This window comes from Candidatus Amarolinea aalborgensis (assembly GCF_900491745.1).
GTDB lineage: Bacteria > Chloroflexota > Anaerolineae > SSC4 > Amarolineaceae > Amarolinea > Amarolinea aalborgensis.
In genome coordinates this window covers 305,007-329,073 of record NZ_UETR01000005.1, presented here as the reverse complement: position 1 = coordinate 329,073, position 24,067 = coordinate 305,007, and the positions used below count along the sequence as shown (strand labels likewise).

Below are 24,067 nucleotides of genomic sequence, written 5' to 3'. Positions count from 1 at the left end.
AAATGATTTTTGAACTACAAGCAAAAAACGAAACCGACGCCAGGCGCCATTTTGTGGCTCAGGCCCAGGCGGCCGGCTTCGTCATCTCGTTTGATGTCCCGCTTGCCGGCTACACGACATTTAAGATCGGCGGGCCGACCGACCTTCTGGTTGTGGCGCAGCGGCTGAGCGACCTGACGCAGGTGATCAACCTGGCGCGTGAGGCTGGCATTGCAGTTTTCCTGCTCGGCGGCGGCAGCAACGTGCTGATCAGTGATGCCGGCGTGCGCGGCCTGGTGATTCTCAACCACTGCCGGCAGATTACCCTGACCGATGACGACCTGGTCACGGCGGAAAGCGGCGCCTCGTTAGCTGGTTTGGCCCGGCGCGCCATTCATCATGGATTGGCCGGACTGGAGTGGGCGGTCAGCGTACCGGGAACGGTTGGCGGGGCGGTGGTTGGTAATGCGGGCGCACATGGCGGCTGCATTGCCGACAACTTGCTCTCAGCCCAGGTGCTTGATGGCGAGGGCGTGTTGGCGGCGTGGCCCGCTTCCGACTTTGCCTATGCCTATCGCTTCAGCCGACTCAAGCGGCCGACCGACAACCAAACCCGGGGCGCGGTGGTCTTGTCAGCCACGTTCCGTTTGCAGGCGGCCAACCGCGACGAGTTGGAAGCTCGTGCCGCCCGCTTTCTCGCCCATCGGCGGGCCACGCAGCCCATCGAGGCCAGCGCCGGCTCCATCTTTCAGAATCCGCCGGGAGACTATGCGGGACGCTTGATCGAGGCGGTTGGCCTGAAGGGTGTGACGGTAGGCAGTGTTCAGTTCAGCCCGGTTCATGCCAATTTCATTGTTAATTTGGGCGCAGGGCAGGCGACCGATGTGAAAGCTGCGATCGAGTTGGCCCGCCAACGCGTACAAGCACAGTTTGGAGTGACCCTGCAGCCGGAGATTTTGTTCGTGGGTGAGTTTGGCGACGCTGCCGTGGCGGTCCGGTGATAGGCGCGGCTGCAGGAATCGGGGCGCGAAGCCGTCATGCGTAGGGATGAACGCGAGGGTTTGCCTGGTGAGGAGTCATGAGTAAGCACAAGCTGCGGATTGGGGTGTTATTTGGCGGTAAATCAAGCGAGCACGATGTCTCGCTTGTTTCGGCGCGTTCGGTGATGGCTGCCATTGACCAATCTCGCTTCGATGTGGTGCCGATCGGCATTGACCGGGATGGGCATTGGCTGCTGGGCGGCGACCCGATGCTGCAATTGACCGCCGGCGAATACGCCAGCCCGCTGTCGCCCGAGCAGTTGACGCTTAGCGACGCAGCGCAGCGTGTGGACTTCGCCTTCTTGGCGGGCGAAACCGCGCTGGAGTTGGCCGCTGGCGCGCCCTCGCCGATTGCGCCGCAGGTTGATATTATTTTCCCGGTGCTGCACGGGCCGATGGGCGAAGACGGCACGGTGCAAGGCCTGCTTGATCTGGTGAACATCCCCTACGTGGGCTGCGGCGTGCTGGCCTCAGCGGTGGGGATGGACAAACTGATGTGCAAAGCCGTGCTGGCTGCTCACAATCTGCCGCAGGCGCCTTACGTTGGCCTTCTGCGCCAGCGCTGGGAGCGAGAACCAGAGGCCGTGCTCGCCTGGTTGGAAGCGCAACTGCCCTATCCGATGTTCGTCAAACCGGCGAACATGGGTTCCAGCGTGGGTATTAGCAAGGTGCATGACCGCGCTGGCCTGGCAGAGGGATTGACCATCGCCGCGCGTTATGACCGCAAACTGGTGGTCGAGCAGGGCCTGGACGCGCGTGAGATTGAATTGAGTGTGCTCGGCAACGACGATCCCGTGGTCAGCATGCCAGGCGAGGTGGTGCCGGGCAATGAGTTCTATGACTATGCGGCCAAGTACTTGCTCGATAACTCGCAGCTGCTCATTCCCGCGCCGATGCCGCCAGCCCTGCAGCAAGAGGCGCAGGACCTGGCGCGCGCGGCTTACCTGGCGTTGGACGGCGCTGGCCTGGCACGCGTCGACTTGCTCTTGGAGCGCGGCACTAACCGCCTGTTCATTAACGAACTCAACACCATGCCTGGATTCACCAGCATCAGCATGTACCCCAAGCTGTGGGAAGCCAGTGGATTGACCTACCGTGAGTTGATTGAGCGTCTGCTTGAGCTGGCGCTCGCGCGCCACGCTGACAGGCAGCGCAATGTGACAACCCGCTAGGGGATTTTGGCTGAGGAATCATGCCTGGCAACAAAACTTCCCGACGCCGTCAATCCGCGGCGCCCGCAGCTCGTACACGCCGCCGACGCAGCTATCGCGCGAGCGTTGGCGTTGGCCCGGTGCGGGTGCAGCGAGAGGTCTTACGCGGCACCGGTTGGCATTTGCAAAAATGGCCGGCTTTCCTGCTTGTCGGGGTGTTGGTGGGGCTGCTGTACATGGCGATGAGCCTTGACACTTTTTATGTGTATGGCGCGGATATCCAGGGCACGTCGCTGCTCAACCCAGATGAAATCTACGCCGCGGCTGGCGTCGAAGGCTTCAATGTTTTTTGGCTCGATGAGCAGGCGATTGCGGCTCGGGTGCTGCACCAGATGCCCTACGTGACGGACGCTCGTGTCCGGCTGCAGCTGCCCAACCAGGTGCATCTCGCGATCACGGAGCGACGCCCGCGCATTGCCTGGGAGACAAGCCAGGGGCGAGCCTGGGTGGACGATCAGGGGATTGCGCTGCCGCCGCTGCCCAAGTCGCCGTCTGAGGCGTTGGTTCACCTGGTGGACTTGCAGCAGGCCGCGATGGTGGCGCAACCCAACGATCAACCGCCGCCCATTGGCCCGGGTGGGGTGCCTGTCGTGAAGATGCAGCCGGCCGTGGTGCAGGCGCTGTTGAGCCTGGGGACGCTTTTGCCGGGGACACAGACCTTTAATTATGATGCACAAAGCGGCCTGAATTTTCGCACCGTGGATGGCGTCAGCGTCATTTTCGGGATGAAGGGCGATCTTGATCGCAAGGTGGCTGTCTTGCAGGCCATTCAACGTCAATGGAAAGATTTCGGGCGCACGCCAACGCTCATTGATCTACGCGTGGCTGAGCGGCCCTTTGTGCGCTGAGCACCCGTTTGATAAGGAGTTTTGTTGAGCAATTTGATTGCCGGCATTGATGTCGGCACGACCAAAGTCTGCGTTTTGATCGGCGAACTGACTAGCGACGATGCGATTCATATTGTCGCCGTGGGTCAGGCGCCGTCGCGTGGATTGCGCCGCGGCGTTGTTGTCAATATCAGCGAGGCCACCGCGGCGATCGGTCAAGCTGTGGAGCAGGCCGAAGCTGCCGCGGGACACTCCATCGGCAGCGCATTTGTCAGCGTTGCTGGCAGCCATATTGCGTCACTGAGCAGCCGGGGCGTGGCGCCTGTCAGTCGAGGGCAACGCGGCATCGGTCAGGAGGATATCAGCCGCGCGCTGGACGCCGCGCGGGCCGTGCCCATTCCGCACAATCGCGAAATCATCCACACCCTGGCCCGTTCGTGGACGGTGGATGAGCAGCAGGGCATTCGCGACCCGATCGGAATGCATGGATTTCGCTTGGAGGTGGACGCCCATCTGATTACAGGCGCCGCCTCGTCCATTGCCAACCTGGTCAGCTGCGTCACCGCGCACGACATCGAAGTGGATGAACTCGTTCTAGGCCCGTTGGCGGCTGGCGAAGCGGTGCTGACGGCCGCCGAGCGTGACATGGGTGTGGTGGTGGCCGATATCGGGGGCGGTACGACCGATGTGGCCTTGTTCTTGGAAAATGCGCTTTATCACACTGTAGTATTGGACGTGGGCGGCAACAACCTGACACAGGACGTGGCGGTGATGCTGCATGCGCCGTTCAAGATTGCAGAGGCGCTGAAGGTTCGCCACGGGCACCTACAGCCTGCATCGCTGCGGCCAGATGACATTGTGCAGGTCAGCCCGTTTGGCGACCAAGGGCAGACCAGCGTGCCGCGGGCGTTTCTGGCCGAAGTGCTCGAGGCGCGCGCCGAGGAGATTCTAGAGTCACTGCTGCGTGAGGTGAAGCGCAGTGGTTATGATGGGCTGCTGCCAGCCGGTATTGTGCTGACCGGCGGCACTGCGCAGTTGCCCGGCTGGATGGAAATCAGCCGTCAGTACTTGCAGTTGCCGGTGCGCATCGGCAGCCCGCGCAGCAACATCAGCGGCTTACGCGAGGAGCTGCGCAGTCCAATGTACGCGACCAGCGTGGGTTTGCTGTTGTGGGGAGCGAAGCAGCACGGCGGCAGTCGTCCCCGCACCGCCGCGTTGCCCTGGTTAGAACGCGTATGGCAGTGGTTGCGCAACTTGATGCCTGGGTAGTCAAGCGGCCGCGTTGTCGTATTGGGATTAGCCCGGCTGTCGCGGTGGGTACATCGCAGATGGCCGGCGCCCGGATCGTTGAGCTAGGCTCATGGGTAACAAAAAGAAAAACCAACTTCTCGTCAGGAGGCAGTTCGATGTCTACTTCAGTTGCACGTAAGACACAGCCGCAAGGTTATGTTGAAAATGTGGCCCAGATCAAGGTGCTGGGCATTGGCGGCGGCGGCTCAAATGCCGTCAATCGGATGATTGACGCGGGAATTCAAGGGGTTGAATTCATTGCCGTCAACACGGACGCCCAGGCGCTGATGCTTTCCCAGGCGCCGCAGCGTCTACGCATCGGTGATAAGCTCACCAAAGGACTTGGTTCGGGCGGCAACCCTGAAATTGGGATGAAGGCCGCGGAGGAGTCAACCGAAGACATTCAGGCCCTCGTCAAAGGTGCGGACATGGTGTTTGTCACCGCCGGCATCGGCGGCGGCACTGGCACCGGCGCGGCGCCGGTCATTGCCCGTGTGGCGCGTGACATGGGCGCGTTGACGATTGGCGTTGTGACCAAGCCCTTCTCGTTCGAAGGTTCGCGGCGTATGCGCTCGGCCGACGAGGGAATTGCGCGCCTGAAGGAGCACGTGGATACCCTGATTGTGATCCCCAATGATCGGCTGCTGCAGGTAGTAGACAAGAAAGCCTCCATCGAGACCGCATTTCGCACGGCGGATGATGTGTTGCGTCAAGGCATCCAGGGCATCTCTGAGTTGATCACCGTGCCGGGGCTGATCAATCTTGACTTTGCTGATGTACGTACGATCATGAGCGAAGGTGGTTCCGCGTTGATGGCGATTGGCCGCGCGAAGGGTGAGAACCGGGCCAAGGAGGCTGCGGAGCAGGCGATTCACAGCGCACTGCTCGATGTTTCCATTGACGGCGCCCAGGGCATTCTGTTCAACGTGACGGGCGGCCCTGACCTGACCCTGTTCGAGGTCAATGAAGCGGCGGAGATCGTGCGCGCGGGGGTTCACCCGGAGGCCAACATCATCTTCGGCGCCGTGATTGATCCGACCATGACGGACGAGATTCGCATTACGGTCATTGCCACTGGATTCGAGGCGGCCCATGCGATGCGCCGGCCCGCAAACACCGCCCAAGTCCTGCGCGCCGATGCTCGCCAGGCCCAGCCTGCGACCTCGAGCAGCACAACCCAGGCGATTCCTTTTCCTTCGCGCACGTTCAGCCGTGACAAGCTGGATGAAGTGCCGGCCTTCATTCGCCGTCGCGCCGCGGACGGCAAGTAGAACAGGGGCGTATGTCCCACAAAAGCCAACCGCCAGCAGTTTGACGCTGCTGGCGGTTGGTTGAGTTCTACAATAGACCCGATGGCTGATCAGGCGTCGGCCTGTTGGCTCGTGAATTTCCCTTGACGCGTCAAGCGTTCATATTCGTGCTTGAACCGCTGCACCACACGCAGGACATCCTGCGCCAAATCACTTTGTGGGTCCAATTCAACGGCGCGGCGCGCGCAGTGAAGCGCTTCCTGGAACTGGAAGGCCCGCGTATAAACGAGCGCCAAATCGGTCAGCGTGACCATGTTGGAACGATTGGCCTGCAACGCCTCTTGCAGCAGGGCGCGACCTTGTGTTTCATCGCCTGAATTGAAGACAGCCCAGCCTACCGCGCGCAGGTATTCATCATCCTCCGGCGATAGCTCGAGTGCATGCCACAGCGCGTTGATAGCATCTTTCCAGTGCATGCCGGCCGAGTAGATGATGCCCAGGAGGTAGTGATATTCGGCCGCGGCGCTGTTGTGCTCGATCGCATGCTTGAGGTTGGCTTCGGCGCGGTCCAGTTCATGCAGGGAAAGGTAGATGTCACCCAAGTACGCGCTGATGACCTCGCAGCCCTTGTCGCCGAGCGGATGACGGGCCAATGTTTCTTCCAGCAGGTCAGCAGCCCGCCCGAGCTGTCCTCGTTGCACGAGGTGATCTGTTCGTCTGAGTAATTTTTCCAAACGGTTCATTGAGCCCTCCACATCAGGTGGTCGCAGGCGCAATCGTGACTACCAGGGGCAACCCATGTTGTACGTTCTAAACTCATCAACCTGTAACTCAGAACTCCGAACACGGCCGTCAAATGGCGAGAACAAAGTGCGCATGGGGCAATCCATCTGCGCTTGTCCGGTCGGCTCATTGAAAAGATACGAATCCAGCAACGATCAGCTGCTAGTCTCATTGTAACACAAGCTTGATGGTTGCGCAATCAAGGACGGGGCTGCGCCCAGTCAGGAGCAAAATCAACATGATGCGACGTCTTCTCTTTTCTGTGGTGATCGTCACTCTGCTCGGCATACCTGCCACGTCGTTTGCAGGGCAACACTCTATTCCTCCTGATCCTGGCCTGCCTGGGCCTTTTGCCACCGATCAGTTCAATTTCACCCTCCAGGGCAACGGCGCAACGGTATTTTATCCTGGCGCGAATGGCGTCGTGGCCGCAGGCGGCCCTTTTTCGGGATTGGTATTGGGACACGGCTTCGCGCGCAGCCGCAGTAATCACAGCGCCAACGGCGCATTCCTGGCCTCGCACGGTTTTATCGTGGTGACCGTGGATTTCCCCAACCCGTCTGCCCCTGATTTTGATGTGTGGGCGGCGAAGATCAGCGCCGCGCTCACGTGGATGGAGACGGAGAATGCAACCCCTGCTTCCCGTTTCTGGGGTCACATCGCGACCGACCGTTTTGGTGTGTTAGGCCATTCTGCTGGCGGCATGGCCGCATGGGTGGCGGCTGGCCGCGACAGCCGTATCAAAGCCATCATGCCCTTGGATCCGGTGCCAGGCTCAGGCGCGGACTTGAGCGCGCTGGGAGCTGGGCTGACGATGCCCTCGGCGTGGGCCGCCGCGCCGCCAAGCAGCTGTAATTCCAGCGCCGCCTATACGCAGGTCTATCCGCTGACGGCCGCCGCGCAGCGTGCACAGTACGTGGTGAGCAGCGCGACCCACTGCGATTTCGAAGACCCGACCGATGTCCTCTGTACACTTTTCTGCGGCAGCGCCAGCGCCACGCGACGCCAGATCATCCGCCGCTATGCCGTCGCCTGGCTGCAATACTATCTCGTGGGTGATACAGATTATTATTATTATATACATGGCAATGGGCTGGCTGCGGATCTGGCCGCAGGTCGGCTGACCAATGTAACCGCGCGCAACACGCAGCCCCAAGGATCACAGGCGCAGGCGGCGACTGACGGGGGAGCCGTCGAGTTGACATGGCAGCCCTACCCGGTGCAGCCGCTGGCTGGATACACGGTTTACCGTCGGCGGCTGCCTGATCCAACTCCCACACGGGTGGCGACGTTGGGCCTGGTGGGAACCTACCTGGATGCCGGCCTGCCGGCCGGTGATTTTGAGTACAGCCTGGCCACGCGCGACACCGCCGACCAGGAGCATCAGCGGGTCATCCTGGCGCCGCTTACCGTGGCGTGCTACCATTTCGATGTCGCGCCGACCGCATGCGATGGCGCGGTCAACTTGACCGATGTGCAAGCCGTGGCCGCAGCCTGGCCAAGCGTCAGCGGTCAGCCCGGCTACAGCGCGCGCCTGGATGTGGATGGCGATCAAGTGATCAGTATCGTGGATGTGCAGCAGGTGGCGGCAGCGTGGGGCTGGCCCAATTCCTGAAGCGCCTCCGTTGTACATTGCCTATTCAAACATTTGACAAACTTGAAACAGCGGTGTATAATGCCTCCATCAAGCAGAGAACAAGAAGTCAAGGATTTTGAATTCTGTTTCACAACTTCAGGCGCTTACAGGAGGGCACCGTGGCGAAGAGTGGTAATCAGCAAGACATAACTCAATTGAGTGATGAAACTTTGGTTCAGTTGTTTGTCAGTGAGCCGCTGCGCTATGCACAGGCTTTCGAGATTTTGGTGGAACGCTATCAGGGTAAAGTGTTTGGTTTGTCATTGCGAATGATGGGAAATCGAGAAGAAGCCGAAGATCAGGCGCAAGAAGTATTTGTCAAGGTGTATCGCTCGCTGGCCCGCTTCGAAGGCCGGTCGCGTTTCAGCACATGGCTCTATCGCATTGCAGTCAATGCGTGCCTGGACGCCATCGAGAAACGCCGCCGTCGCCCGCAGGCTGCTGATGTGGAGTGGAGCGACCTGGCCGAGACTGAACCGGTGGATACGGAACTGCTGCGCTGGCATGCGCCAACGCCTGAGCAGGCTTATCTACACAAAGAACAGTCGAGCGTCGTTTACAGCGCGCTGAGCAAATTGGACGAGTCGCATCGGCAGGCCATTGTGCAGCGCGAATTGGAAGGCTTGAGCTATCAAGACATGGCTTCTCATACGCGCATTGGGCTGAGTGCGATGAAGATGCGCGTTCACCGCGCGCGCAAGGCGCTGGCCTCTGTTTTGCAGCAGCAGGTTCAGATGGGAATGGCCTAGGCCCATCAGCCCAATGCGGGCCGCAAGCGACTCCTGCGGATAATACTGACCGGCGTTGTTTGCTTGAAGGGAAATAGATGGACGAGAAAATCCTACAGTGGGTGGTGTGTCCGCAGTGTGCGGAGCGCGAATGGCAAATCGAACGCGGCGCGGTTCGTTGTCAAGCCTGCGGCCGACGTTACCTCGTGCAGAATGAGGTGCTCAACCTGCTGCCGAACGGCCCGCATTTCTTGACCGCGGCCCAGCGCACCAATTTCACCCTGCCGGTGGCGTGGGGTTATGAAGACCTGTGGCGGCGTCGTTCGTTGAGCCTTTTGAGCGGCCAACCTTTGGGTCTCGACCGCGAACTGGCTTTGTTCGATGACTGGATGGCCGACGCTGGATCTGGCGTTTTTCTGGACCTGGCTTGTTCGCACGGCCTGTATGCACGTTCGCTAGCGCGCGGCGCGGCGCTGCGACGACTCGACCGCGAAGTGATTGCGCTTGACAGCTCTCCGCTCATGCTGCAGCAGGCAGCGACCAAGATTCGCCATGCCAACCTGACGACGGTTCATCTGCTGTGCGCAGAAGGAGAAGCGCTTCCTTTGGCGGCTGGCGCGTTGGACGGCGTCGTTTGCGGCGGCTCTCTGAACGAGTTCAAGGTGGCCGATTTGGTTGTGGCTGAGGCTGCGCGTGTGCTCAAACCGGGCGCGCCCTTCTTCTCCATGCACCTCTTAGCCAGCGAGTCTCCGTGGCCGCGCCGCCTGCAAGGCCTGGCTCGCCAGGGGGGAATTGAGTTTTGGGACTCAGCCGGTGTACAGGCATTGTTTGCCCGCCATGGGCTGCGCCTTGCGCGCGAAGATCAGTTTGGGATCGTGGGGTTTGCGCTGTTCAGGAAAGAGGCTCGTTGATGAAACTAGATCGGGTGGAAGTCCGGGACTTGCTTTTGCGCTGTATTATTGGCATCAACCCTGAAGAACGCGTCAACCCGCAGGATGTTCTCATCAATCTGACCCTGTTTGCCGATATTTCCAGGGCCGGACACAGCGACGATATCGCGGATGCCATCAACTACAAGACGGCCACCAAGCGCGTGATTGCCCTGGTCGAACAATCGAAATTCTTTTTGGTTGAAAAAATGGCGACGGAGATCGCGCATCTGATTCTTTCGGAGTTCGATGTCGAACGCATTGTGGTGCGCCTTGAGAAACCGGGCGCGCTGCGTTTTGCGCGTTCGGTCGGCGTCGAAATCGAGCGGACGCGCGCTGATTTTGACCTGCCGCCGCTTTCTGCGCATGCATGAACACTGTTTTTCTCAGCCTCGGCTCCAACATTCAGCCTGAGCTTTATCTCCCGGCCGCGGTAGAACGTCTCGCGGCCCTGGGTGAAGTGGCGGCTGTTTCATCCATTTATGAGACGCTTGCCGTGGGCGACCCAACACAGCCGAATTTTCTGAATGCCGCAGCCATCTTGATCACCCCGCTGTCGCCAGACCAGCTCAAGCAGCAGTTGAGCGCCATCGAGCGGTCGCTGGGACGGCAGCGCAGCGCCAATCCGAACGCAGCGCGCACCATTGATCTCGATATCGCCTTCTTCAACCACGATATTCTCCTGGTAGGCAAACGCCACATTCCTGATCCCGATATTCTTGCGCAGCCCTACCTGGCGCGGCCATTGGCTGAGGTGGCGCCAGATTTCATTCACCCAGAGACAGGCCAGCTCCTCAGCGCCATCGCGGCGCAATTTCGCTATCGAACAGACATCTGGCGCCGTGACGATGTGCACCTGCCTGCGGTCAAATCAAAGCAGTTCACCTTCTAGAAAGCGAGCAAAAATAACGTGAATCCAATGAAAGTAAATGTAGACGACTTCGACGCCTTTCGCAATGAGTTGGTTGAGGATGAGCCGGAGTGGGCAGACACCGACATTCAGGGCGCGGTGCGCAGTATCCTGACGGCGATAGGCGAGAATCCTGAACGGCATGGGCTGGTCAAAACCCCGCTGCGTGTGGCGAAAATGTACGAAGAGTTGACCGCTGGGTACCATGTAGACCCGGTGACGCTGATCAACGACGCCATTTTCGATGTGCACTACGATGAGATGGTAGTGGTGAAGAGCATTGACTACTACAGCCTGTGCGAGCATCATATGCTGCCGTTCATGGGCAAAGCGCACGTCGCCTACATTCCACGCGGTAAGGTGTTGGGCCTGAGCAAGATTCCGCGCATTGTCGAGATGTTCGCGCGGCGCCTGCAAGTGCAGGAGCGGATGACCACACAGATCGCCGATTTCATCGAAGAAGTGCTGCATCCCTTGGGCGTCGCGGTTGTCTGCGAAGGAGTGCACCTGTGCGCGGCGATGCGCGGCGTGAAGAAAGCCAATGCGCGCATGGTGACCAGCGCCATGCGCGGCGCTTTCCGCAACAGCCCACAAACGCGCAATGAATTCCTCAAGCTGCTCAATCACACGGATTCCGATTGAACGCATGCGGATAAGCGGGAGGTGCACGAGTGACTTACGCTGGTTTTTTGCTGCTGTTTGTAATTGCGCCCACGGTGCTGTGCGGTCTGGTGCTCTGGCGACGGCGCACCTGGCCCGACCCGCGCCATCTGGCCGTGATTGCACTGCTGGCCGTCGTCTACACCACGCCGTGGGATAATGCGATCGTCAGACAGGGCGTCTGGTCCTATGATGTCAACAAGATCTGGGGCATTGTGCTGGGCGTCGTTCCATTGGAAGAATACTTGTTCTTTGTGCTGCAAGTCATTTTTACTGGTTTCGTGCTAACCATCCTGCGCCGTTGGCTTTGGCAGCCTGAGGAGTAGTCATGTTTGGACAGTGGACGTATCTTATCTTTTTGTTGGTGTGGGCTTTGCCAATCATTCTGCTGCAACTTTGGTTTGGTTGGCCTATCTTGCGTCGCCAATGGCGTCTTTACCTGGCCGGGGTCGTTGTCCCCTGGCTGTGGTTGAGCCTGGCGGATCGCTTGGCGATTGGCGCGGGTGTGTGGGCTATTTCGCCTGACCGGAGTGTGCCGCTGCTTGTTTTTGGCCTACCACTGGAAGAGCTGCTGTTTTTCCTTATCACCAATATCTTGATCGTTCAGGGCTTGCTTCTCTTGGGCAGCAAGCAATCCTGGCAGCGGTTCTACGCCCTGCGCCGCCGTGTCGGCCTATAGGCCGCAGGCCGCGCCAGACATCGGGCTGACGGCTTCATGTCGCTAACACCCCGCTGCGGCAGGGTTGCCAACCGCCAACGAACCAGGTGAGCGACATCGGATCGGTGACTCTCCATTGCGTCGCTGCGTCTTAGGAAAGTGGAAGCATTGTGTAGTCAGAAATCAATAAAACTTGAATGGGATGTGGGAGGCACGAGCATGGAGACGACGCCACAAGGAATTGCACAGAGTGGAACGCAGCGGCGGGTTTTGGTCATTGGCGGTGGATTGGCCGGTTTAGCGGCGGCAAAGCGATTGGTTGAAGCCGGTCATGACGTGACCGTGATTGAGAAGCGCGATGTGCTGGGCGGCAAATGGTCATCGTGGCAGGATGCTGACGGCGATTGGATCGAGACTGGTCTGCACGTCTTCTTTGGCGCTTACGAAGAAATCTTCGACCTTATGCGCGACATCGGCACCTATGACCGCATCTTGTGGAAAGAGCACGTGCTCACGTACACCCTTGATCAGGGCGAGCGCTTCGAGTTCCGTACCATGCCGCTGCCGTCGCCGCTGCACTTGCTGCCGGCCGTTTTCCAAAATAGATATTTCAGCCTGGGCGAAAAGGCCACCCTGGCCAAGGCCCTGGTGCCCATTCTTTTCGGCGGCGAGAAATACTACGCAGCCCAGGATCGCCTGACATACCAACAATGGCACCGCGAGGTAGGCATTGCTGATCGCATGTTGAGCAAGATGTTCCTACCGATGACCCTGGCCCTCAAATTCCTCAAGCCAGAAGACATCAGTGCGCGCGTCGTGCTCGATGTTAGCGGCCTTTTCCTGCGCCAGAACGACGCCAGCCACATGGGCTTTCTCAAGGGCGCGCCAGAAAAGCACCTGACCGGCCCGTTGGTCGAGTATATTCAGGCTCGCGGCGGCCGCGTGCTGACTGGCGCCAAGGTGACGGGCATCCAGACCCAGCCGGACGGCACGATCAGCGGCGTGGACGTCGCGTGGGATGAGCCGCGCGCAGCTGCAGCCGCCGGCGAAACCACGTTGAATCCTACAGCTTCGCGCTTCGAGGCCGATTACTATATCACGGCGCTGCCCATTCATAACTTGAAGAAGCTGATGCCGGAAACCTGGCAGCGGTATGATTACTTCAAAGGGCTGGCCCAGTTGGAAGGCGTACCGGTCATGACCGTGCACCTGTGGGCCGACCGCCAGATCAGCAACATTGACAATGTCATCTTCTCGCCTGATGGCATTATTCCGGTCTACGCAGATATGGCCAACACTACACCCGAGTATTATCACGAGGGTAAATCGCGTTTTCAGTTTGTGGTGGCGCCAGCGCACGATCTCATGGCGCTCAGCGACGCGGAGGTGGTGCGCTTGGTGTGGGAAGATATCAAGGCGCTCTTTCCGTCCAGCGCGGCCGGCGCACAGATCGAGAAGTCGAAGGTGGTGCGCGTGCCGCAGTCGGTATACTGGCCCAAGCCGGGCACCGATCACCTGCGCCCTAGCCAGCAATCCCCCATCCAAAACCTTGCGGTCGCTGGCGGCTACACGTTCCAGCGTTTTTACGACTCGATGGAAGGCGCAGTGCGCAGTGGGCATCGCGCAGCCGATGCCACGCTGGCGCGTATCGAGGGCAAGCCCTTTACACCGCGCGCGTAAGCGCCGAATCATGACAACAATCGTGGGCTGGACAGGCAGGATGCCGGACATCACCGCTGCAGCCCACGACAACGACCCAGTTTGCGGAGGCACCGATGACAGCCCAGTCCCATTCTTTTCTGACGAATGAGACACGCATGTTGAGCGAGCCGTCTCTCCACGACAGTCGCGTGACCCTGGATCAGGCCTATGCCGTCAGCAGGCAGATTACGAAGGATTACTCGAAGAGTTTCTATCTCAGCTCGCTGCTGCTGCCGCCTCAAAAGCGCCAGGCGATTCATGCGCTGTACGGCTTTTGTCGAGTCAGTGATAACATCGTGGACAGCGGCGGTCCGAACGCCCACGACGAGCTGACGCGCTGGCGGCACGCGGCCTTTCGGCCAGTGCACGAGCAGCAGGACCCTGTTTTGATGGCCTGGGCTGACACGTGCGAGCGCCATCATGTGCCGCGACGTTTTGCTGAGGAATTGCTGGATGGCATGGCGATGGACTTGACGGTGCGCACGTACCAAACGTGGGAAGAATTGTCTCACTACTGTTATTGCGTGGCTTCCACCGTTGGGCTGATGTCCATGCACATCACCGGTTTCAGGACCCACGAGGCCTTTGACTATGCCGTCAAGCTCGGCATCGCCCTGCAGTTGACCAATATCTTGCGCGATGTGGGTGAAGACGCCAGTCGCGGCCGCGTCTACCTTCCGCTGGAAGACATCGAACGGTTTGGCCTGACCTATGCCCACTTCTGTCATGGTCAAGTAGACGAACGGTTTGTGCGTCTGCTCGATTTCGAGATTGCGCGGGCCGAACGCCTGTACGATGAAGCGTGGCCTGGTATTGGTTTGCTGAATCGCGACAGCCGCCTTTCGGTGGCGGCGGCGGCGGCTATCTATCGCGGGATTCTCAAGAAGATTCGTCAGAATCGCTACGATGTGTTCAACCAGCGCGCCCATGTCGGCCTGGGCGCTAAACTGGTGCATTTGCCACGCACCTGGTGGCGGGTGCGGCAGATTCCATGAGAAGCATACGGCTCATTGAGACGCGACCAGTCAACCCACGCACGGCCGCGCCGCGCAACCGCGGATGGCTGCTGGTTGACATTGTGCTCGGGTTCATGGCGGCGGGGCCGATCTTGGCGCCGCTCTTTCGCGCCAGCGGCCTGCCTCTCTTTGTCCCGGTCGGCGAGGGCATCACCGCGTTGGGCTTCTGGATTTGTCCGCAGCCTGAGATGGCCTTTCAGTTAGCCGGCTATCCGTGGGCAGTTTGCTCGCGCTGCTACACGGCGTTGATTGGCATCATTGCCGTACGCGTGGCCTATGGCCGCCGTGGGGATGCGTTTGTGTTCATGGAAAAACGCTCCTGGGTGCTGCGCCTGACCCTGGCCGCAGTCACGTTTGGTCTCTGGCAGTTGGATGTGCATGCCATGCACCGCGGCTGGTGGGACGGCGGTCAACCCACGATGATTCTAACGGGGCTGTGGCTGGGGCTGGGCGTCGGGATGGCGCTGCTCGCTGGACTCCATTGGTTGATTGAACCACGTTCGGCTGCGCCGGCGACCGCAACCTGAGTTGGCCCGACCTTGCTTTCCCAGGCGCTCTGCGCTACAATCTAACTCGTGACGACCTTACTTCACAATCGCATGATATTACCAACGATTACCTCAGATCTACCCGGCATAGGCGGCGCGCTCAAGCAGGCGCCTGAGCATTTTGTCGTCGAAGAGATTCCCTTGTACGAACCGAGCGGCGAGGGCGATCATCTCTACGTCAATCTCACGCGGCGCGGTTGGAACACGCGCGATGTGGTTACGGCCCTGGCGCGCGTGTTTGGCCTGGCCGCCGATGACATCGGTTTTGCCGGCTTGAAGGACCGTCAGGCGTTGACCACGCAGACGTTTTCCCTTCTGCGCGTGCCGGCCGAAGACGCCGCCGTGCGCATCAGCGGCGAGCTGCCTTTTCAGGTCAACTGGGTCAGCCGTCATCGCAACAAGCTGCGCACCGGGCACCTGTTGGGCAATCGTTTTGCCATCTTCGTGGCTGAGGTCACGCCAGATGCCATGCCGCGAGCTACGGCTGTGGCCGCCGCGCTGCGCGCGCGCGGCATCCCCAATTTCTTCGGCGCGCAGCGCTTTGGTCAGGATGGCGACAATGCGGCGCGCGGCCGCGAAGTGCTTTTGGGTCGCGGCCCCCGCCAGCGGTGGCTGCGCCGCTTCTTGATCTCAGCATTTCAATCAGAGCTTTTCAATCGCTATCTGGTGCAGCGCATCAACCTGGGCGCGTTCGATCACCTGCTGGCTGGCGATGTCGCCAAGAAACACGGCACGGGCGGCCTCTTTGTGGTGGAAGACCTGGATCGGGAACAGCCGCGCTTTGCGGCTGGTGAAATCAGTTTTACCGGCCCCCTTTTTGGAGCCAAGATGAAGGCCGCCGCCGAGGAGTCTGCGGCGCTTGAGGCGCAGATCCTGGCGCAAGCTGATTTGCCCGTACAGGCCTTCAAGAAGGCGGATGTGGATGGCGGCCGGCGCTTCGGCCGCCTGCTTCTTGACCACATCGAACTCGACGCCTCCGAACTAGAGACTGATCACGGCGGATTGTGGCTGCGTTTTACCTTGCCCAAGGGCGCCTACGCCACGGTCGTCTTGCGCGAATTCATGAAGGATGAGGTCATCCTCGGGGAAGAAGACGAGGGCGATGACTGATCCCTGCTCCAATCGAGCGCCTTGCCTCGCGCAGAATGTTTTGCTTTGTCACACACGAAGGAGTTGATGCCATGCGTCTATCTTTGTTTCCACTGAATGTGGTGATGTTTCCGGGCATGGTGATGCCCCTGCATATTTTTGAAGATCGCTACAAATTGATGGTGCGCCGCTGCTTGCGCGAAGGCAAGCCGTTTGGCATCGTGTTGATCCAACAAGGCTCGGAGGTCGGCGGTGAGGCAACGCCGCACCCCGTTGGCACCATGGCGTATATCACAGACGTAGAACCGTTAGCCGAAGGCCGCATGAATATCACGGCCACTGGCTCAGGCCGTTTTCGCATTCAGGAGATTGTCAACGATCAGCCCTATCTGGAGGCAGAAGTCGAAGCCTTTCCTCTGCTCGCCGCCAACGAAGCCGAGGTCAAGCCGCTCATCGAATACCTGCAGCCGCGCATCGCATCCTACCTAGAGATGCTCAACCAGGACGAGAAGGTCAAATTCGCCACCAGCGATATGCCGGATGACCCCGTGGATCTGGCTTATCTGATTGCGATTGCGCTGCAGCTGCCGCTTCATGACAAGCAGGCCCTTCTGCAGACGCACAGTGCGGCTGATTTGCTGGCGGTTGAGCGCCGAGTGCTTGCGCGGGAGCAGCTTCTGCTGCGCTTCATGCTGCAGACGGCCGATGCGCAGCGGCAGTTGATTGCAGGACCGACAGGGCATCTCTTTCTCAATTGACCTGCCGACCATACTTGCGACGCGATGTAAAGCAGTGTAAAATCAACCCAGATTTTGCACAGGGAAGCCAAAGGAGCCGTCAAAGGGGTGGTTGAGCCATTCGGCCTGCGTCACAGCCTGCTGCTGCAGGGATTAGCGCCCGACACCGAACGCCTCGACATGGTGCACGCGTTGACGCGTCCGCGCAGTCCGTTGGCGGTTGCCATGATGGCGCCATTTCCCTGGCGCGGCATTGGGATTGCCACGTATGTGTTGCACGAAGAGAGTGCGCAGGGGCCGCTGCGCGGTTTTGCTCAGGTGCTCAAGCGCACTGATCGCCCGGAAAGCGACATGCTGGCGCTTGCCCCCGCCTTGACCAGCGAACGGCCGGGGGCGGAAGAAATCTGGACACGCCTGCTGACTCGCATGGTGCAGGACGGCGGCCAGCATGGTGTACAGCGGATCTTCGCCAGCGTGCCGGCTGACGGCCGCGAAGCCGATGTGTTTCGCCAGGTTGGTTTTGTGCCCTACACACAAGAGACGATTTTTCGCCTGGATGGAACGACGGCGACGCCGAGTCAGCCTGCTGCCGGCATCCGCCCTCAGCAAGACTCGGATGCCTGGGCCTTTCAACGACTCTACCAGGCTGTGACGCCGCCGGTAGTGCAACAGGCCGAAGGCGCAGCCGAGAGCGAGAGCAGCGGCTTCTTGCCAGCGTGGTGGGAATCAGGCTTACAGGCCCAGGGGTACGTGGCAAGCAGCGTGGACGGCCTGGCCGCAGCCGTGCAAATGCTGTCGGGGCCGGCCGGGCACTGGCTGCGCTTGTGGAGCGCGGATAGCGATCGGCAGGTCGCGGAGCGTCTGTTGGATTGGTGCCTGGCGGCGCTGCGCCCCGCACGCAAGGCGCAGCCCGTCTACCTGGCGCTGCGCGATTACCAAAGTGGATTGCGGACGATGCTGCAAGACCGCAACTTCCGTCCTTACCTGCGCCGTACGCGGCTGGTCAAACACCTGGTGGTGCGGGTCAAGGAGACGGAACCGGCGCTGATGCCCCTGCCGCGGCTGGTCAGCGGCGTCTTTTGATTGCCCATTTGATCAAACCAGGATTCGCATTAAACGGATGACTCATTACAAAATAACAGATGATTTGAATGCGCTGCTGGCCGTGCTGCCAGTGCGTATCCAGAATGCCCTCCATGAGCAGAATCGGAGCGACGAACTGCTGGAGGTGGTTCTTGATTTGGGGCGCTTGCCCGAAGCGCGTTTCATTGATTTTGAAGTTGTCCTGAGTGAGCAAGAAATCACCCTCGCTGACCTGCAAGACGTCGTTGCGCGTATCGGTGAGTTTACAGAGGACAACCGCGCCGGCATCGAGCGCACGTTGCATCGCATCTCCTGCCTGCGCAACCGTCAGGGCCACATCATCGGCATGACCTGTCGCGTCGGCCGCGCGGTGTATGGCACGATTGACATCATCGAAGACATTGTTCGGTCGGACAAGAGTATCCTGCTGTTGGGCCGCCCCGGCGTAGGCAAGACGACCCTCCTGCGTGAGTCCGCGCGCGTGTTGGCGGACAAGAAGCGCGTGGTGATTGTAGATACGTCGAATGAAATCGGCGGCGATGGGGACATTCCGCATCCTTCGATCGGCCGCGCGCGACGTATGCAAGTGCCCACGCCTTCTTTGCAGCATGAAGTGATGATCGAAGCAGTGGAAAACCACATGCCTGAAGTGATCATCATTGACGAGATTGGCCGCGAGCAAGAGGCCGTCGCCGCGCGCACCATTGCTGAACGCGGCGTTCAACTCATCGGCACTGCGCACGGCGGCACACTGGAAAACCTGCTGCTCAACCCGACGTTGTCGGACCTGGTGGGCGGCATCGAAAGCGTGACCCTGAGCGACGAAGAGGCGCGGCGTCGCGGCACGCAGAAATCAGTGCTCGAACGCCGCGCGCCGCCCACTTTCGACATCCTGGTCGAGATTCAAGATCGGCAGCGGTTGCTTATTCACCATGACGTGGCCGCGGCTGTGGATGCGCTGCTGCGCGCGCGCGCGTTGCCCGCCGAGCTGCGTTGGCGCGATGCCGACGGCACGGTGCGCATTGAAAAGACGCAAACCAGCGCCACCAGCAGTTCCCTCGTTCGCCAAGCGCAGTGGTCGTCCAGCGGCCGCCATCAGGACGACGATGACGACGATGTGACAGCCTTTGGCAAACCGGTGCTGGCGCCCATGTCCCCGCCGCGCGCGGCCGAAAATGGCGCCAATCTACGCACGCGACGCGTCTACGCCTATGGGGTAGGTCAACAGCGCCTGCGGCAAGCTGCGCAGAATCTGCACGTACCGGTGCAAATTGTCGAGGATCTGCGTGATGCGGACATGGTCATCACTTTGAAGAACTACTACCGCAAGCAGCCGCAGCCCATTGCTGAGGCTGAGCGCCGGGGCATTGCAGTCTACGTCCTGCGCTCCAACACGGTGACGCAGATGGAGACCTGTCTGGCCGATGTGTTCGGCCTGCCGACGACGCCGGTGGATTCCTTCTCGGTCGCGATCGAGGAGACGCGCCAGGCCATTCAGCACGTTCTGGGCGGCGCGGCGTCGGCTGATCTTTCGCCGCAGGCGTCGTTCGTACGCCGCCAGCAGCATCAGATGGCCCGCGAGGCCAATCTTGTTTCGCACAGCTATGGCCGTGAGCCGCAGCGGCGCGTGCGCATCTACCGAGAATGAGATGTGAGCTTGTTTATCACCTTTGAAGGCCCTGAAGGCAGCGGCAAGACCACGCAAATTCAACGGCTGGCCGCCTGGCTGCGAGAACAGGGTCAGACGGTGTTGGCCACACGGGAGCCGGGCGGCACAGCCATTGGCGATCGTGTCCGCGCTATCCTGCTCGATAGCGATCACCGGGAGATGCAGCCGCAGACAGAGATACTGCTGTTTTCCGCCGCGCGTGCACAGATCGTGGGGCAGATCATCCGGCCGCACCTGGCCCGCGGCGGCGTGGTCCTGTGCGATCGTTTTGCGGATTCGACCCTGGCCTACCAAGGCTATGGTCGTCAGCTCGACCTGGCGACGCTGCGCTTGATTACAGCATTCGCCACCGGCGGCCTCCAGCCTGATCTCACCTTCTGTTTGGACTTGCCCGTGGATGTGGGCTTGCAGCGTAAGGCGGCCGGCGCGGGCGAAGAGTGGAATCGCATGGAGCAAGAAACGTTGGCCTTCCACGCCCGTGTTCGTCGCGGCTACCTGACCTTAGCCCAGGCTGAGCCGGCGCGTTGGCGTGTGCTGGACGCCACCCAGCCCGTGCAGGCGCTGCAGGCCGCCATGCGCGCAGAGGTCGCCGCGCGACTGGGCTTGCTTGCAGAACCGGGTCAGGCGCAGTCTACCTAGAAATGGGCGGTGCAAAACGTTACGCCCGATGGGGTGGATCCGGTGGTTTTTTCCGTTGGAGGCACGGTTTATGAAACTGTTACTGGCGATTGTGCAGAGCGACGATGCACGGAGTTTGGTAGATCGCCTGGTGAGCCGTAGTTTCAGCGCCACGGTCATCAGCACCACGGGCGGCTTCTTGCGCGAGGGCAACTCGACGATCATCCTGGGGGTCAACGACGATCGCCTGGACGAAGCGCTGGGGCTGATTCGGGAAGGCTCTCACACGCGCAAACAGTATGTCAACCCGCTGCCGCCTGTGATGGAGCCGGGCGAGCTGCATATTCCGATTCCGGTCGAGGTGGCGGTCGGGGGCGCAACCGTGTTCGTATGTAACGTGGAGCGCTTCGAGAAGTTCTAAGCCATTGCCTGCCCGCCCCAGGCAGCGGTTGCTGGGTTGGAAGTCTGACCTGGCCGGCTTGTTCCAACTCAGTCCATGACGCCAAAATCATCGCCCCCGCCTGCGCCGGCCAGGTCGGGCATGGTTTTTTCGATCTCTTCTGGATCTTCGCCGGCTTCCAGGCGGTCAACCACCTCCCGGAACTCGTCGCCCAGGTCTTCGCCCATCTCCCCGCTCATCTTGCGCATCCAACGCGCCAGGGATTTGGGATCATTTTCATCCACGTCGCCCAGGCTGCTGGGATCGGCCAGGTTGTCCAGGCGGCTTTCCTCGGAACGGACCACAGCCACTTTGGAAATCAGGCGGCTCAGCTGGGTGCTGCCGCAGCGTGGACAGACTGGCTGGCCCTCGACGGCGGCTGACATAGTGCGCCACAACAGGCTGACGCGGCGATGGCATTGATGGCATTGGTATTCGTAAATCGGCATGATCGTCTCGTTTGGGTCAGGTTTCGAACGCTGAGATTATAATCGCAACTGGCAAGCTGTCAACCCCTGTTGATCCCACTTGTTGGCGCGCAAGAGGCCTGCGACCCCTGACATTTTTTGCAAATTGAAAAGACAGCAAAGGAAACCTATGGTAAGCGACGAACTGGTCGAATGGTATCATAATTTGCAGCGGCCGCGGCCGATGCTGGTCATCATCAGTGGGCCATCTGGCGTAGGCAAGGATGCAACCCTCGATGCCATGAAGCGCATGGGCGCGCCGTTCTACTTCGTCGTGACGGCGACGACGCGGCCACGGCGTGAAAACGAAATTGACGGCGTAGACTACCATTTCATCTCGATGACCGATTTCGCCACGATGGTGGACAACGATGAACTCCTCGAATACGCCATGGTGTACGGCGACTACAAGGGTATTCCCAAACAACACGTGCGCGACGCGCTCGCCAGCGGCCGCGATGTGATCATGCGGATTGACGTGCAGGGCGCGGCCACGATTCGGCGCGTGGTTTCAGGCGCAGTCACCGTGTTCATGACAGCCCCGTCCGAAGAAGAGCTGGTGATGCGCCTGCAGCGCCGTAAGACCGAATCGGAAGATCAGCTCCGGCTGCGCATTGCCACGGCGCGCAAAGAGCTGCAGCGCGTCAACGAATTTGACTACGTCGTGGTCAACCAGGAAGATCACCTGGATGACACCGCGCGCCGTATCATGGCGATTATCACCGCAGAAAAATGTCGTGTGGATTGGAAACCGGTTGAGCTGTAAGAATGACCCAAGATTTTTTTGAGACAGCGACGCCAGCGCCATCAGATGCTGAGCCTGGCGCGGGCGTGATGGAGATTTCGCTGCCGACCCACAAGCCGCTCTGGAGCTACGTGCTCATTGGCGTGATTGTCGCGGTCTGGCTGCTCCTCGAACTCATCGGCTGGGTGGTGTTCGACGTGCGCAACGCCACCCAAAATGGGCAGTTCATGCTGCTGTTTGGCGCCAAATACAACGCGCTCATCACCGCCGGCGAATGGTGGCGCCTCCTGACCGCGGCCTTTCTCCATTTTGGCCTTTTTCATCTATTGATGAACAGCTTTTCGCTGTCTCAACTCGGCCCGCAGGTTGAGCGGTTTTTTGGACGCAACCGATTCTTGATCATTTACCTGTTGGCTGGCCTCTACGGCAATCTCCTCAGCTACCTCTTCTCGCCATCGCTCTCGGCCGGCGCTTCAGGCGCTATTTTTGGTTTGCTTGGCGCGTTCATTGCCTATCTGCGGCGCTACCGCAAGCTCTTTGGCGCAGCGGGTCAGCAGATGCTGCGCAGCATGTTGATGGTTGTCGGATTCAATTTGGTCTATGGATTTACGAGCGGCGTCGTAGACAACTACGCGCACATTGGCGGCCTCGTGGCTGGCTTCATCTTGGGCGAACTGCTGCGGCCGGAATACGCGCCGCCGCGGCCGGTTAGCGGTCCGCAGGTGCTGGCCGATGTGCGCGATGCGGCGCACACACGCCTCGTGGCCGGGCTTGGGCTGTTGGGCGTCGTGCTTGGCGCTGGCCTGGGCACCCTGCTGGGACGCTAAGCGGCGGGTAGCATGTCCAAGAACCAGAAGACGCTGGCGATGCGCGTGCTGGAAGGGCACAACATCCCCTACACCGCGTTCTACTACGACGCACCCGAGCATCTGTCCGCGGCTGAAGTGGCGGCGGTGATTGGTCTGCCGCCAGAGCAGACCTTCAAGACGTTGGTGGTCCTACCGGAGCGCCCGGCGGCCAAGCCGATCCTGGCTCTGCTGCCTGGCGACAGCCAGCTCGATCTGAAGAAGCTGGCCGCGGCCGCGGGCGAGAAGAAGATGCAGATGGCGCCGCACAAAGAGGCAGAACGCATCACCGGCCTGGAGAAAGGCGGCATCTCCCCCCTGGCCCTGCTCGATCGGCATTACGAGGTGTTCATAGATGAAACCGCCATTCTCTTCGACCAGATCGAGATCAGCGCGGGCAAGAAGGGCGCTGGCGTCCTGGCGCCGGTTGAGCCGCTGCTCAGGCTGTTGAACGCAAGGCTGGTGGACCTGGCCATGACCGGCTGAGGTGCTTGAGGAGCTGCGCATGATCATTCAGGAGCTGCGTCTGATGACGAATCGGTTGCAGGAGCAGAGAGACTTCTATCACCAGATGCTCGGCTTCCGCCTGCTGACTGCAGACGCGGACGAGGTTGCGCTGCAGGTCGGCTCATCAAGGCTGGTCTTTTCCGCCGCGGCAGCGCCTATACCTGCGCCGTATCACTTCGCCTTCAACCTGCCTGAGGGGCAGTTTGCCGAGGCCAAAGCCTGGCTGGCGGCGCGCGCGCCGCTCCTTGCCGACGCCAGCGGCGCGGACGAATTCGACTTCCGCGCCTGGAATGCCCATGCTATCTACTTTGCCGACCGTGATGGCAACATTGGCGAGTTCATCGCCCGCCATGACCTGCCCAGTCCGCCGACACGGCCGTTCAGCGCGGCCAGTCTGCTCAGCATTAGCGAGATCGGCCTGGCGGTGGATGATGTGCTGCACTTTGTAGAGAGATTACAGACAAGCCTTCACCTTCCGGTGTATCGTCAACATCCTACCCCAACATTCACGCCCATGGGTGATGACCACGGTCTCCTGATCGTGGTAAGAGATGGGCGGCGCTGGTTCCCCGAAGAACGCGTGGCGGCTCATGCGGCTCCTCTCACGGTGGTCATTTCCAGCTCGACAGTCGGGCAACACACCATCCAGGGCCCGCCTTACCAGATCGCATAAGTTCAGGCAAACGTCAGACAACCAAAGGA

At 60.3% G+C, this 24,067-nt stretch carries 28 protein-coding genes; 26 read left to right on the top strand and 2 right to left on the bottom strand.

The window, feature by feature from the left end:
- Positions 1-2: 2 nt before the first annotated feature.
- From murB to ftsZ, 5 genes are all read left to right on the top strand, one after another.
- Positions 3-980 carry a UDP-N-acetylmuramate dehydrogenase gene (gene murB / locus ACPQ6D_RS09520; RefSeq protein WP_423224075.1) on the top strand — a complete coding sequence of 326 codons (978 nt, stop codon included), beginning with the start codon at positions 3-5 and terminating at the stop codon, positions 978-980.
- 77 nt (positions 981-1,057) lie between these two features.
- A complete protein-coding gene (locus ACPQ6D_RS09515; protein WP_423224074.1) occupies positions 1,058-2,191 on the top strand; it encodes a D-alanine--D-alanine ligase family protein in 1,134 nt (377 codons plus the stop codon).
- Between the two features lie 20 nt (positions 2,192-2,211).
- Positions 2,212-3,078 (top strand): cell division protein FtsQ/DivIB, encoded by an 867-nt coding sequence (locus tag ACPQ6D_RS09510; protein ID WP_423224073.1) that lies wholly within the window; start codon positions 2,212-2,214, stop codon positions 3,076-3,078.
- Between the two features lie 24 nt (positions 3,079-3,102).
- Positions 3,103-4,326: a cell division protein FtsA gene (gene ftsA, locus ACPQ6D_RS09505; protein ID WP_423224072.1), complete on the top strand. Its 1,224-nt coding sequence runs from the start codon at positions 3,103-3,105 to the stop codon at positions 4,324-4,326.
- A gap of 137 nt (positions 4,327-4,463) precedes the next feature.
- On the top strand, positions 4,464-5,618 hold the full coding sequence (gene ftsZ, locus ACPQ6D_RS09500; protein ID WP_423224071.1) for a cell division protein FtsZ: 1,155 nt from the start codon (positions 4,464-4,466) through the stop codon (positions 5,616-5,618).
- 89 nt (positions 5,619-5,707) lie between these two features.
- On the opposite strand, the gene ACPQ6D_RS09495 is transcribed toward ftsZ, so the two are convergent.
- Positions 5,708-6,340 (bottom strand): tetratricopeptide repeat protein, encoded by a 633-nt coding sequence (locus ACPQ6D_RS09495; RefSeq protein ID WP_423224070.1) that lies wholly within the window; start codon positions 6,338-6,340, stop codon positions 5,708-5,710.
- 278 nt (positions 6,341-6,618) lie between these two features.
- Here ACPQ6D_RS09495 and ACPQ6D_RS09490 point away from each other — a divergent pair, with 278 nt between their 5' ends.
- From ACPQ6D_RS09490 to ACPQ6D_RS09410, 17 genes are all read left to right on the top strand, one after another.
- On the top strand, positions 6,619-7,995 hold the full coding sequence (locus ACPQ6D_RS09490; RefSeq protein ID WP_423224069.1) for a poly(ethylene terephthalate) hydrolase family protein: 1,377 nt from the start codon (positions 6,619-6,621) through the stop codon (positions 7,993-7,995).
- A 191-nt stretch (positions 7,996-8,186) separates the two neighbouring features.
- Positions 8,187-8,765: a sigma-70 family RNA polymerase sigma factor gene (locus ACPQ6D_RS09485; RefSeq protein WP_423224068.1), complete on the top strand. Its 579-nt coding sequence runs from the start codon at positions 8,187-8,189 to the stop codon at positions 8,763-8,765.
- 77 nt (positions 8,766-8,842) lie between these two features.
- On the top strand, positions 8,843-9,655 hold the full coding sequence (locus ACPQ6D_RS09480) for a methyltransferase domain-containing protein (RefSeq protein WP_423224067.1): 813 nt from the start codon (positions 8,843-8,845) through the stop codon (positions 9,653-9,655).
- On the top strand, positions 9,655-10,047 hold the full coding sequence (gene folB, locus ACPQ6D_RS09475; protein ID WP_423224066.1) for a dihydroneopterin aldolase: 393 nt from the start codon (positions 9,655-9,657) through the stop codon (positions 10,045-10,047). Before ACPQ6D_RS09480 ends, folB begins: the two co-directional genes overlap by 1 nt.
- Complete coding sequence (gene folK / locus ACPQ6D_RS09470; protein ID WP_423224065.1) at positions 10,044-10,565, top strand: 2-amino-4-hydroxy-6-hydroxymethyldihydropteridine diphosphokinase; 522 nt, start codon at positions 10,044-10,046, stop codon at positions 10,563-10,565. The genes folB and folK overlap by 4 nt, the downstream gene beginning before the upstream one ends.
- Before the next feature lie 27 nt (positions 10,566-10,592).
- Positions 10,593-11,225 (top strand): GTP cyclohydrolase I FolE, encoded by a 633-nt coding sequence (folE, locus tag ACPQ6D_RS09465; RefSeq protein WP_423224064.1) that lies wholly within the window; start codon positions 10,593-10,595, stop codon positions 11,223-11,225.
- A gap of 29 nt (positions 11,226-11,254) precedes the next feature.
- Positions 11,255-11,569, top strand: a complete 315-nt coding sequence (locus ACPQ6D_RS09460; protein ID WP_423224063.1) for a lycopene cyclase domain-containing protein — start codon at positions 11,255-11,257, stop codon at positions 11,567-11,569.
- 2 nt (positions 11,570-11,571) lie between these two features.
- Positions 11,572-11,922, top strand: a complete 351-nt coding sequence (locus ACPQ6D_RS09455; RefSeq protein WP_423224062.1) for a lycopene cyclase domain-containing protein — start codon at positions 11,572-11,574, stop codon at positions 11,920-11,922.
- 198 nt (positions 11,923-12,120) lie between these two features.
- Positions 12,121-13,581 carry an FAD-dependent oxidoreductase gene (locus ACPQ6D_RS09450; RefSeq protein WP_423224061.1) on the top strand — a complete coding sequence of 487 codons (1,461 nt, stop codon included), beginning with the start codon at positions 12,121-12,123 and terminating at the stop codon, positions 13,579-13,581.
- Between the two features lie 137 nt (positions 13,582-13,718).
- Positions 13,719-14,597: a phytoene/squalene synthase family protein gene (locus tag ACPQ6D_RS09445; RefSeq protein ID WP_423224060.1), complete on the top strand. Its 879-nt coding sequence runs from the start codon at positions 13,719-13,721 to the stop codon at positions 14,595-14,597.
- On the top strand, positions 14,594-15,145 hold the full coding sequence (locus tag ACPQ6D_RS09440) for a DUF2085 domain-containing protein (RefSeq protein ID WP_423224059.1): 552 nt from the start codon (positions 14,594-14,596) through the stop codon (positions 15,143-15,145). The genes ACPQ6D_RS09445 and ACPQ6D_RS09440 overlap by 4 nt, the downstream gene beginning before the upstream one ends.
- Positions 15,146-15,217: 72 nt before the next feature.
- A complete protein-coding gene (gene truD / locus ACPQ6D_RS09435; protein ID WP_423224058.1) occupies positions 15,218-16,276 on the top strand; it encodes a tRNA pseudouridine(13) synthase TruD in 1,059 nt (352 codons plus the stop codon).
- A gap of 71 nt (positions 16,277-16,347) precedes the next feature.
- The gene (locus ACPQ6D_RS09430; RefSeq protein WP_423224057.1) at positions 16,348-17,013 is read left to right on the top strand and encodes an LON peptidase substrate-binding domain-containing protein; all 666 of its coding nucleotides are present in this window, start codon (positions 16,348-16,350) and stop codon (positions 17,011-17,013) included.
- An 87-nt stretch (positions 17,014-17,100) separates the two neighbouring features.
- Entirely contained in the window at positions 17,101-18,075 is a 975-nt protein-coding gene (locus ACPQ6D_RS09425; RefSeq protein ID WP_423224056.1) for a hypothetical protein, read from the top strand.
- A 37-nt stretch (positions 18,076-18,112) separates the two neighbouring features.
- Positions 18,113-19,723 carry a R3H domain-containing nucleic acid-binding protein gene (locus ACPQ6D_RS09420; protein WP_423224055.1) on the top strand — a complete coding sequence of 537 codons (1,611 nt, stop codon included), beginning with the start codon at positions 18,113-18,115 and terminating at the stop codon, positions 19,721-19,723.
- Between the two features lie 3 nt (positions 19,724-19,726).
- Positions 19,727-20,383 carry a dTMP kinase gene (tmk, locus tag ACPQ6D_RS09415; RefSeq protein WP_423224054.1) on the top strand — a complete coding sequence of 219 codons (657 nt, stop codon included), beginning with the start codon at positions 19,727-19,729 and terminating at the stop codon, positions 20,381-20,383.
- Between the two features lie 70 nt (positions 20,384-20,453).
- A complete protein-coding gene (locus tag ACPQ6D_RS09410) occupies positions 20,454-20,783 on the top strand; it encodes a cyclic-di-AMP receptor (RefSeq protein ID WP_423224053.1) in 330 nt (109 codons plus the stop codon).
- Between the two features lie 68 nt (positions 20,784-20,851).
- On the opposite strand, the gene ACPQ6D_RS09405 is transcribed toward ACPQ6D_RS09410, so the two are convergent.
- Entirely contained in the window at positions 20,852-21,250 is a 399-nt protein-coding gene (locus ACPQ6D_RS09405; RefSeq protein WP_423224052.1) for an FmdB family zinc ribbon protein, read from the bottom strand.
- Between the two features lie 148 nt (positions 21,251-21,398).
- Between ACPQ6D_RS09405 and ACPQ6D_RS09400 the strand changes: the two genes are divergently transcribed.
- From ACPQ6D_RS09400 to ACPQ6D_RS09385, 4 genes are read left to right on the top strand one after another with little or no spacing between them, the layout of a single operon-like run.
- On the top strand, positions 21,399-22,034 hold the full coding sequence (locus ACPQ6D_RS09400) for a guanylate kinase (RefSeq protein WP_423224051.1): 636 nt from the start codon (positions 21,399-21,401) through the stop codon (positions 22,032-22,034).
- A gap of 2 nt (positions 22,035-22,036) precedes the next feature.
- A complete protein-coding gene (locus ACPQ6D_RS09395; protein ID WP_423224050.1) occupies positions 22,037-22,840 on the top strand; it encodes a rhomboid family intramembrane serine protease in 804 nt (267 codons plus the stop codon).
- A 12-nt stretch (positions 22,841-22,852) separates the two neighbouring features.
- On the top strand, positions 22,853-23,344 hold the full coding sequence (locus tag ACPQ6D_RS09390) for an aminoacyl-tRNA deacylase (RefSeq protein WP_423224049.1): 492 nt from the start codon (positions 22,853-22,855) through the stop codon (positions 23,342-23,344).
- Between the two features lie 19 nt (positions 23,345-23,363).
- Positions 23,364-24,038, top strand: coding sequence for a VOC family protein (locus ACPQ6D_RS09385; RefSeq protein WP_423224048.1), 675 nt, complete (start codon positions 23,364-23,366; stop codon positions 24,036-24,038).
- Positions 24,039-24,067: the final 29 nt, after the last annotated feature.